Below are 9,719 nucleotides of genomic sequence, written 5' to 3' on the forward strand. Positions count from 1 at the left end.
TCGCAAAAAGCGCTCACAGCGATACAATCCTCACTCTATAAGTGTATCTCTCTATACTATAAAGGAATCCGCGGTTGAGGTGCGTGGTCTTGTTGCATCGCCGTCCGCTTCTCCTGGAAGGAGGAGCCTTTGGAAGAAGAGAAAAGCGGGTGGGGGCTAATGACCAGGTCGGCAGGGAGGTAAGAATCGAGCTGGAGCAAACACGGGTAATGATCAGAAAGCGATCTTTGCGCCTGTGATGAGCGGGGAGCTTCCTCGCCTCTCTTTTCCCAGGACGCAGAGCGGCGGCAGAGGAGAAGGCTAAGGAGTGCCTTCCTCCCTGCCGCCTGTGTGAAGCAGAAGTCGAAGCGTGAAGGGAGAGCGCCGCCTGAGCAAGCGGACGGGCAAGAACGGCGCCAGGATAATGGCCTGGCGACTGGTTACTTACTCCGCCTCGCTTGGCACGCGCACCGCCTCGCCCTTGGTCTCTGCGGTCCCCGACTTCGTCAGGCCGCGGGCCTCCAGCACCTTGCCGACCGTAAAGTCGTAGATGAAGGCACCGACCACACCGCCCAGCAACGGGGCCACGATCGGAATCCAGAAGTAGTAATTATTGGCCGACAGGCTAGCCCCGCCGCTCACGAGGGCGATCCACAGGCGCGGACCGAAGTCGCGGGCCGGGTTGATGGCGTAGCCGGTATTCAGGCCGAAGGAGGCGCCGATGGCCACCACCAGCAGGCCGATGATCAACGGATTCAGATTGGCCTGCACTGGCTGGTTGCGGCCATCAGTGATAGCGAAGATCAGGCCCACCAGCAGGGCAGTACCGACGAACTCATCGCAGAAAGCCCCGAAGGTTCCCACGAAGGGCTTGGGGGCGGTATAGAAGACGCCGCCGTAGCCATTGGGATCGGCGATCTGCCCGATGGTCAAGTGATTGAGCGACAGGGCATGCACCAGTGCTCCCTGATAGACGAAGTAGAGGATAGCAGCAGCGACAAATCCACCGAGCACTTGAGCGACCCAATAAGGCACTACCTTTCCCCAGCTGAACTTTCCGCGTGCGGCCAGGGCCAGCGTCACCGCCGGATTCAAATGGGCGCCACTGATCGCCCCAGCCACATAGATGCCCAGCATCACCGCCAGGCCCCACCCCAGAATGATGACGATCCACTCATTGGCAAAGGGCGTCGCCGCATTGTTCGCCCCGATATTCGTAAAGAGAGCGAACGTGGCCACGCAGCCATCGCCGAAGAGCAGCAGGATCAAGGTGCCGAAGAACTCGGCGATGCATTCTCCCCACAGGCCCGCAAGCGCTGAGGGCCTGCTCGTGAATTGACGGGCCATTGATACAAACTCCTTTGTCACTCAGAGAGATAGATAGAAAGAATGACAGACCAGGGCAAAGCCAGGGCCCGGCCATCCGCTGCGGAGCAGGGGGCGCGTGGGCGCGAGCGATCGACGTGCCCAGCAGATGGCCGGACTGTGAGCAAGCGGCAGGGCAGCCTGATCAGCCAGGCGACCGCCTGCCTCCTGCATGGAGAAGGGCCGCTAGGCGGAAGCAGGCCGCTCCCATTGCAGCGAGCGCTCCACCGCCCGCTTCCAGCCGGCATAGAGCGCATCGCGCTGATCGGCGCTCATCTGCGGCTCAAAGGTGCGATCGACCGCCCACTGCTCGGCCACCTCCTGCTGGCTGCTCCAGAAGCCGGTCGCCAGGCCGGCCAGGTAGGCCGCGCCCAGGGCTGTCGTCTCGGCCACCTTGGGGCGCTGCACGGGCACGCCCAGGATGTCGGCCTGGAACTGCATCAGCAGGTTGTTGACCACGGCGCCGCCGTCAACGCGTAGGGCCTTCACACGCACGCCGCTATCCGCCGTCATGGCCTCCAACACGTCGCGCGTCTGGTAGCACATCGACTCCAGCGTCGCGCGGGCAATATGAGCGATGCTTGACCCGCGCGTCAGGCCGACGATGGTCCCGCGCGCGTAGGGGTCCCAGTAGGGAGCGCCCAGACCGACGAAGGCCGGCACCAGATAGACGCCGCCGTTATCGGGCACCGACATCGCCAGTTGCTCCACATCGCTGCTCGACGCGATGGCACGCAGCCCATCGCGCAGCCACTGGACCGCCGCGCCCGTAATGAAGATGCTCCCTTCGAGCGCGTAGGTCGTCTGCCCATTGATGCGCCAGGCGATGGTCGTCAGGAGGCCGTTCTTCGAAGCCACGCCGCGGTCACCGGTGTTCATCAGCATGAAGCTGCCGGTGCCGTAGGTGTTCTTGGCCATGCCGACCTCAAAGCAAGCCTGACCGAAGGTCGCCGCCTGCTGGTCGCCAGCAACACCGGCGATCTTAATCGGTCCGCCGAAGAACTCCGGGTCGGTCTCGCCATAGACCGTGCTCGACGGCATCACCTGGGGGAGCATGGCGCGCGGCACGCCCAGCTCCTTGAGGATCACATCGTCCCAGTCGCCCGTGTAGATGTTGTAGAGCATGGTACGCGAGGCGTTGGTGGCATCGGTCACGTGGACGCGGCCCTTGGTGAGGCGCCAGATCAGGAAGGTATCAACGTTGCCGAAGAGCACCTCGCCTCGCTCGGCCTTCTCGCGTACGCCGGGCACGTTATCCAAGATCCACTTGACCTTCGTGCCCGAGAAATAGGCATCGGTCACCAGCCCGGTCCGCTGGCGGATCTCACTATCGAAGCCCTTGGCCTTCAGCTCATCGCAGATGGGGGCCGTCAGACGGCTCTGCCAGACGATAGCGTTGAAGACCGGCTTGCCCGTGGCCTTCTCCCAGACGAGGGTGGTCTCGCGCTGGTTGGTGATACCGATGGCGGCAATGTCGGCGGCACTGGCTCCAGCCTTGTGCAGAGCCTCCTGGGCGACGCTGAGCTGACTGGACCAGATGTCCTCGGGATTGTGCTCGACCAGCCCCGGAGCCGGGTAGATCTGCGGGAATTCTTTCTGGGCGAGACTGACGACGGCGCCGTCATGGTTGAAGACGATGGCGCGTGAACTGGTGGTGCCCTGGTCAAGGGCGAGGACGTACTTCGCCATAGGTAGACAAGCCCTTTCTTGTTGCTGTGACGTCTTCCGTTGTCCAAAGATCGGCCAGCCTGGACGCCGCGCCGCTCTCGGCGCAGAACGGACCGCTGCGTCCGGGCACGCTACCCGCCTGCTAGCCCTGCCGCTGGCTTCGGCTTGCTTTGAAGCATGAAGCCCAGGGGGCAGACGCGCAGGCTGCTGGGCTGCCGGGCCGCTGGCAACGTTGCCATTGACCCAGGCCTCGCCTGGCCAGTACTGCTACCTGCTTGCCTGCTAGCTAGTCTGCTCCTTCTATGACGCGCCAGATCCCTCAACTAGGGTCACCTTCTCTGGGCCTGCGGCGGCCTCCGTGCTGCGCCACCGCTCCATCCGGGCGCGCGAGGACCAGTCGCCCCCTTTGCACCCGCTGGTGTAGCCAGCCTGTCAGGGAGCCGTCACGGCGAATCGAGTTTTAGTCGCAAGATCGCCTCCGGTACTGCTGAGCAGGCTCTGACGGCCAGGAGCAAAAGAAAAAAGTCCCAAGCCGTGTTATTCACACTGGCTCAGGACTTTTCAGTTCACTGTCCTGTCAAATTCTATATTTAGTTGTCTCTGCTTTGCTACAATGGTAGCAGTACAGGCCGGCTAATAACCCGTGCCTTGCTTATAATATAGTTAACCCACCTTGCTTTGTCAAGTGCCGAATTGCTGACAACGAAACCGGGTTGGCCAGCCCTCGATGCTGGAAGTCTAGTGGCTCAGCCTGGACAAAGGGGCGGCTTGCTGACTATAATAAAGATAAAACTATAGCTGATTGTTCCTGGATCGCAGGTCGAGCAGTTTGAGGGACGGCTCCTTTGCTTCATCGAGGTGTGTATACGCAAGCGGCACTTGAGATTGTGCGCCTGGCGCGTCTCTACCCCGTAGCGGCGGCGCTCAAATCGGAGGAGGACATGCGCCTGGCCCTGGAGGCTGACGCTCCTCTGCTCTTCCTCCTCAAAGGGGATGCTTTCCAGCTGGCTCCTTTTGTCGAGGAGGCGCGGCGGCGGGGCAAGCGCGTTGTCGTGCATGTCGATCTGGTCAGCGGCATCGGCAAGGACCGCGCCGGCATCCAGTATTTGCATCAGATCGGCATCGAGGCCATCATCACCAGCAAGTCGCAGCTGGTGACGGCGGCGCGCGCCGAGGGCCTGACCACCATTCAGCGTCTGCTCTTGCTTGACGACTCCGGTCTGGAGAAGGGGGTTCGCACCATCGCCCATGCCGGCCCCGATCTCGTCGAAGTTCTGCCCGGCATCATGTTCCCCGAAGTAGCCGCCACTCTGCGCCGACTGCTGCCCGGCCCCTTCATCGCTGGCGGCTTCATTCGCACCGCCGAAGACGTGGCCCGCGTCCAGCAGGCCGGAGCCATCCTGAGCAGCAGCAGCACCTACAGCCTCTGGCGCAACCTCTCCCTGGCCTGAGCGGCTCACGTGCCTGGCCTCCTCTGCCTTTCTCCCCGGTCCACAATGAGCGCAACAAGGAGAGAAGAAGGAGACGACGATACGACAATACGATGAGACTACGCGCCTGACGCTGCGGCGGCCTGCTCTGGCTGCCACTGGATCATGACCAGCCAGAAGAAGAAGAGGACGATGGGCAGGGGAAAGCCGGGAATCTCGATGATCGCTCTGCGGCTCCACAGGCTTTGCGGGCGGATAGTCCCCAGCACTGCGCCGTTGCGCTCTAGCAGAAAGGTGCGCGTCCACAGCGACTGTGCACGCAGACTGTAGCGCTGGCCCGCATAGTCGATTTCGAAGCGACGCCTGACTGAGTGGCTTATGGCCTGGGCCAGTGGCGCGCCGTCCACCTCGTAGAGAAAAGGCCCGGTCAGGCCAGCGCGCCGAATAGTACACGCCTGGCCTTCCACCACTATGCTGCCCTGTTCGCGCAACAAGCCTCGCCTGATCTCTGCCAGCTCCTGCCCATCCTGAAGGATGACGTAGGTGTTTGAATACCAGTGGCGTGGCACAGCTTCTAGCATTGCTGTTGCTCCTTGGCTAGCTGGCTCTTGAAAAAAACACCCTTATCCGCTGCTGCTTGAAGGTAGCGAAGGAAGGCTTGTATGCTTGCCAACCCTGCTCGACTGCTCCCATCTTAGATGGCTCCCCCGCCACCTTCATGGTTATCCCAGGAGGTAATGACCGGCCAGAATGCAAAGAGGACCAGTGGCAAGGGGAGATCAGGCAGGTCAATCACGACATGCCGAATCGACGAGCACCAGAGACCCCGCAGCTGCGGGCGGATCATCCCGACTGCCGTGCCATTGCTCTCCAATGGGCTCTACAACATGCTCTTGTCAAGAGAATGATCTATCAAATCTGAGCTAAAGCGCACGCTGTACGACAAAAATCACATCTTGCCCGGCGTGCACCCTTCCACTGGCGCGCTGGGTTAGGGTTCCGCTGCCGCTGAAGACCACGGGGCTGAGCATGCTCTTCCCCTGCGCCTCGATGCGGGCGCGGTCAAAGCGTACCACTGGCGTGCCAGCCTCCACGCGGTCGCCTTCCTGCGCCAGCAGCGTGAAGCCAGAGCCGGCCAGCTCTACCGTATCCAGGCCCAGGTGAACGATCACGGCGGCCTCCTCCTCGCTGCCCTCGGGGCCGGAAGCGATGACGAAGGCATGGCCACCTGGGAAGAGGCGCACTAACCTGCCGCTGATGGGGGCCACCGCGACGCTCCCCTGGGGATCGATCGCCAGACCATCCCCAACCAGCTTCTGCGCAAAGACCTCATCGGGCACCTGCTCCAGCGGCACGATCTGGCCATCGAGTGGTGCTAGAACAACCAGGTTACTCTGACTCTGGGGACCTCTCATGCTCTTTAGATCCTACACTTCCTACCAGTATAGTATTTGGTGGCAATTGGCTTGTTGCCTTATGTCTATCATGGCTTTTCAGGCCACTGGCTCGGCGCTTGGGCTTGTTGGCCTGCGAGCACCTGACAGCCAGCGCGCCGGGAGCGGGCAGCTTTTCCCTGGCTGCCCGCCCTGCAAAGGAGACCTGCCTCTGCGCTCGTAGCTGATTATCCAGGTTAGCGCTGTGCCGGTCAACGTCAGCGCCTCGCTGGCGCCGACGAGCGCAGTGGCTGCCTCTCTCATTCCTCTTCAGTTTCCTCCGCAGCTTGAGGGACAGGAGCCTGTTCTGCTGCTTCTCCTCCTTCTCTCTTCATGAGTTGCTTCATACGACCGGCCAGGCGATCGGACTGCGTCCCCATCACAACCTGGACGATCTTGCCGTGCCGGATGACGCCGGCAGCGCCCAACTGCCTGAGACGGGCCTCGTCGATGCGGGTCGGATCGTTAATGAAGAGGCGCAGGCGCGTGATGCAGCCCTCAACACTCTCGACGTTGGCTTTGCCGCCGAGTGCCGCCAGCAGCTCCGCTGCCAGGCGCTCATCGGCATCGCTCGTCTCAACTGTTGCGCTCCCTGCCTCTTGTGCTGCCACTCTTCCAGTCGCCCGGGCTGGGCGTGGGCCACGCTGGCTCTCGGGCAGAATCCAGTCGCTGCGGCTGTCGGTAGCCGTGCTGCCACGTCCTGGCGTCGCCAGATTGAAGCGCTCAATGCAGAAGCTGAAAATAAAGTAGTAAATGACGGCGTAGATCAGCCCGATGAGCAACAAGAGCAGCGGCTGGCTCGTATTGGCCTTGCTGAAATTGATCAGGTAGTCGATCAAGCCGGCGGAGAAAGTAAACCCGATGCGGATGCCCAGGGCGGTGCAGATGGCCAGGGCGGTGCCGGTCAGCACGGCATGGATCACGAAGAGCACGGGAGCTACGAAGAGAAAAGCGAACTCGATTGGCTCGGTCACGCCTGTCAGAAACGAGGTCAGAGCGGCGGAGAGCAAGATGCCGGCGGCCACACGGGGATAGTGGGCGTGGCGGATCATGGCCAGACAGGCTGCTGGCAGTCCAAACATCATCACGGGGAAGAAACCGGCCATGAAGTTGCCCGCCGTTGGGTCACCGGCGAAATAGCGATTGAGGTCACCGCTGACAAGGCCGTGCGCCGTGTGATAGGTGCCCAGCTGGAACCAGACGTAGGTATTGAGCACATGGTGCAGGCCGAAAGGGATCAACAGCCGGTTGAGGAGGCCATAGATCCCGGTGCCGATCGGCCCCAGAGCTACGATGGCTTGACCGACGGCGTTGATGGCTCCCTGAATCGGCGGCCAGATCAGGCCGAAGATGGCTCCTAACACGAGCGCAACCAGGGCCGTAATGATAGGCACGAAGCGCTTGCCGCCGAAGAAGGCCAGATAGTCCGGCAGGCGAATGTCGTGGAAACGCCGATAGAGGCCGGCGCTCACCAGCCCCATGATGATGCCGGAGAAGACGCCCATTGAGATCGAGGGATCGGGGGCACCGTTGACCTGGGGAATGATAACGCTGAAGACGCCGTTGAAGACCAGATAGCCTACCAGCCCGGCCAGCGCCGCCGCCCCTTCGCCGCCGGTGAGTCCGATGGCGATGCCCACGGCAAAGATCAGCGAGAGATTCGCGAAGACAGCGTTGCCCGCCGCTGCCATCCAGGGCAGATTGAGCAGGTCGGCTTGCCCAAAACGCAGCAGTAGACCCGCCGCTGGCAGCACGGCGATGGGGAGCATGAGCGAGCGCCCAATACTCTGTAAGGCTCCCAGCACACGATCAAAACCGCTGGCAGGGGTGGAGGGAATAACACCGGAGGATGAGGTGTTTGCGGTACTCACGGCCTTTTCTCCTCTCTTGAAGAGACAGGTTCATCCTATCCGAGGACGTTTATGGGTATACTATACCCGCTCGCCATCTATTCGTCAAGTCATCTATACCACCTACGCAGCGGGCAACGCTATCGGACCCTCAGCCCTGCCTGGACTGATCGCGAGCTACTCGCGGCAGCTGCTGAGAGTCAACGGGAGGAAGCAAGCGGAAAAGAAAAAGCGGAAGCAAGCGGTAGTGACTCGCCGTCTGCGCGCAGCTACACTGGCGAATGAGGACCTGTCATCGTAGTGCTTGCTGCCTGCTCTGCTGATGCCGCTGGCGCCTGATCTGGCGAGAGTCAGCTGCCCGGGTTGGGGCTATCGCAATGCCGCGCTGCCTCCTAACATCCTGACGAGCGATCTTTCGCTCATCCATAACGAGGCGCTTATTGCTGCGGCGAGCAAGGCGAGGGACCTCTCCGGCAGCGCTTGAGGGGGCAGCAGCGTGGGGAAAGGGAGCTGCGACCACGGTGGTCGCTGTCAGACCCGGGCGGGGAGTGTCTCTTTTGCCTGTTGAGAGAAAAAAGAGGCATCCACTGGCCCTAGTGCTCAAGGAGGACGAGCGTGACACGGCCTGATTGCCTGTCGGCTGCCAGCAAAGCAGCCACCCGCGTGCACAAACGGCTGGGTCAGTTTTTGCTGGCCCTGGTCACTGTGCTGCTGCCATTCTCAGCGCTCACTGCCGTCGCGGAGGCGCGGGCGCTGAACGACCTCACCTGTGGCAGTGGGCAGACTCTGCTCATCAGCCAGACCACCTACATCCATCGCCTGGAGGTGGCCCAGGGCTGCACCCTGGCTGCTCCCAACGGTTACAGCCTGACCCTGACCGTCAACGGCATTGAGACCGGTCAGCGCCTCACCGCTACCGGGGGAGCGGCGACGGCCATTCAACCGGGCACCTATCGCGGCGACGTAGTGCTCACGGTGGCCCAGGCCAACACCGTCAGCTGGCAGGGCCTGCTCTTCCCCTTCCGCCAGGCGCTCTATGTTGATAGCAGCGGCATTGTGCGCGCCAGATCAGTGCTGGCGGCGGTTCTGGGGGGTGTGCTGACAGCCACCACGGCCAGCAATGTACGTATCATTTCTACCGGCGAAGCCTTCAACGGCATCTATGTGGCTGGAGGCAGTTATCTGCTGGAGCATCCCATGATCTCTTTCCAGGGCAATGGGCGCTCCGACTTTGTCGGCTACGGCGCGGCCATTGTTGGCACGGGCGAGGGCACAAAGCTGGTCGTTGACCATGCCTTCATCAACAACACCGGGGCTGTGCGCACCGCTATCGTGGCTGAGGGTGGGGCCAACGTCATCGTTAAGAACTCGACCATTGCCGTGCACGATGGGGTGCTGCCCTCCGATTATGTGCCCACGGTTGACCTGGCCTACATGGAATCGGCTCCCTGGATGCTCAGCATTGCTGGCAATGTGCGCGCTACCAATCTGCTCGGCGTCGATACCAAGGCGACCTACATCAATTCAAGCCTCTCCTCGGAGGGTTGGGGCGTGCTCTCCAGCGATGTTGGCCAGGATGGGCAGCTCACTGCTATCGATAGTACTCTCATCAATACGGGGAACGAGGGCGGCTATGGCTCCTATGCCATCGGCGATGCTGTCGAGCGCTTCCTGGGCACAACCTTCAATGTTGCTACCTATGCCAGCATCATCCGCGGCGGAACAGTCTTCTATGGCGACAGCACACCGACGGCGGTGGCCCAGCTCAATAGCGCCCTCGATCTGGGTTTAAGCGCGCCTGAGCTGGCACAGTTGCCGGTGCGGGCGACGGTCATCAATTCGCGCCGCTTTGGCGTGATGTGGCATGGTCCCGGGGCGGTCACTGTGACCGGTGGCACGCTCTTCAGGACCCAGGAAGCGACCTTTTTGGACAAGGGGCAGGCGGTGGCGATCACGGTCGATGGTTCGCAGGGCGCCCGTCTCTTGCCGGCCAA

The 9,719-nt window shown here is 61.9% G+C and carries 8 protein-coding genes; 2 read left to right on the forward strand and 6 right to left on the reverse strand.

Translation table 11 applies throughout. The annotated features are described in order from the left end of the window. Nucleotides 1–423: 423 nt before the first annotated feature. Together IRZ31_RS17375 and glpK are read right to left on the reverse strand one after the other, a co-directional pair. On the reverse strand, nt 424–1,326 hold the full coding sequence (locus IRZ31_RS17375; RefSeq protein WP_297155949.1) for an MIP family channel protein: 903 nt from the start codon (nt 1,324–1,326) through the stop codon (nt 424–426). A 204-nt stretch (nt 1,327–1,530) separates the two neighbouring features. Further along, on the reverse strand, nt 1,531–3,033 hold the full coding sequence (glpK, locus tag IRZ31_RS17380) for a glycerol kinase GlpK (protein ID WP_297155951.1): 1,503 nt from the start codon (nt 3,031–3,033) through the stop codon (nt 1,531–1,533). A gap of 839 nt (nt 3,034–3,872) precedes the next feature. Here glpK and IRZ31_RS17385 point away from each other — a divergent pair. Next, nucleotides 3,873–4,463, forward strand: coding sequence for a glycerol-3-phosphate responsive antiterminator (locus IRZ31_RS17385; protein ID WP_297155953.1), 591 nt, complete (start codon nt 3,873–3,875; stop codon nt 4,461–4,463). Between the two features lie 98 nt (nt 4,464–4,561). Here the strand turns inward: IRZ31_RS17385 and IRZ31_RS17390 are convergent, their stop codons facing one another. From IRZ31_RS17390 to IRZ31_RS17405, 4 genes are all read right to left on the reverse strand, one after another. After that, on the reverse strand, nt 4,562–5,023 hold the full coding sequence (locus IRZ31_RS17390; protein WP_297155955.1) for a hypothetical protein: 462 nt from the start codon (nt 5,021–5,023) through the stop codon (nt 4,562–4,564). A 113-nt stretch (nt 5,024–5,136) separates the two neighbouring features. Next, complete coding sequence (locus IRZ31_RS17395) at nt 5,137–5,316, reverse strand: hypothetical protein (RefSeq protein ID WP_297155957.1); 180 nt, start codon at nt 5,314–5,316, stop codon at nt 5,137–5,139. A 49-nt stretch (nt 5,317–5,365) separates the two neighbouring features. Then, on the reverse strand, nt 5,366–5,857 hold the full coding sequence (locus IRZ31_RS17400) for a PTS glucose transporter subunit IIA (protein WP_297155958.1): 492 nt from the start codon (nt 5,855–5,857) through the stop codon (nt 5,366–5,368). Nucleotides 5,858–6,135: 278 nt separating this feature from the next. Continuing rightward, nucleotides 6,136–7,746 (reverse strand): PTS transporter subunit EIIC, encoded by a 1,611-nt coding sequence (locus IRZ31_RS17405; RefSeq protein WP_297155961.1) that lies wholly within the window; start codon nt 7,744–7,746, stop codon nt 6,136–6,138. A 594-nt stretch (nt 7,747–8,340) separates the two neighbouring features. Here IRZ31_RS17405 and IRZ31_RS17410 point away from each other — a divergent pair. Next, the coding region (locus IRZ31_RS17410; RefSeq protein ID WP_297155963.1) for a hypothetical protein at nt 8,341–9,719 on the forward strand (1,379 nt) is incomplete at its 3' end.

Source organism: Thermogemmatispora sp. (genome assembly GCF_019683635.1).
GTDB lineage: Bacteria > Chloroflexota > Ktedonobacteria > Ktedonobacterales > Ktedonobacteraceae > Thermogemmatispora.

Bases quoted from the DNA above. Each gene is read 5' to 3' on its own strand.
- IRZ31_RS17375 (WP_297155949.1), bottom strand. From the start codon at position 1,326: ATGGCCCGTCAATTCACGAGCAGGCCCTCAGCGCTTGCGGGCCTGTGG.
- glpK (WP_297155951.1), bottom strand. From the start codon at position 3,033: ATGGCGAAGTACGTCCTCGCCCTTGACCAGGGCACCACCAGTTCACGC.
- IRZ31_RS17390 (WP_297155955.1), bottom strand. From the start codon at position 5,023: ATGCTAGAAGCTGTGCCACGCCACTGGTATTCAAACACCTACGTCATC.
- IRZ31_RS17400 (WP_297155958.1), bottom strand. From the start codon at position 5,857: ATGAGAGGTCCCCAGAGTCAGAGTAACCTGGTTGTTCTAGCACCACTC.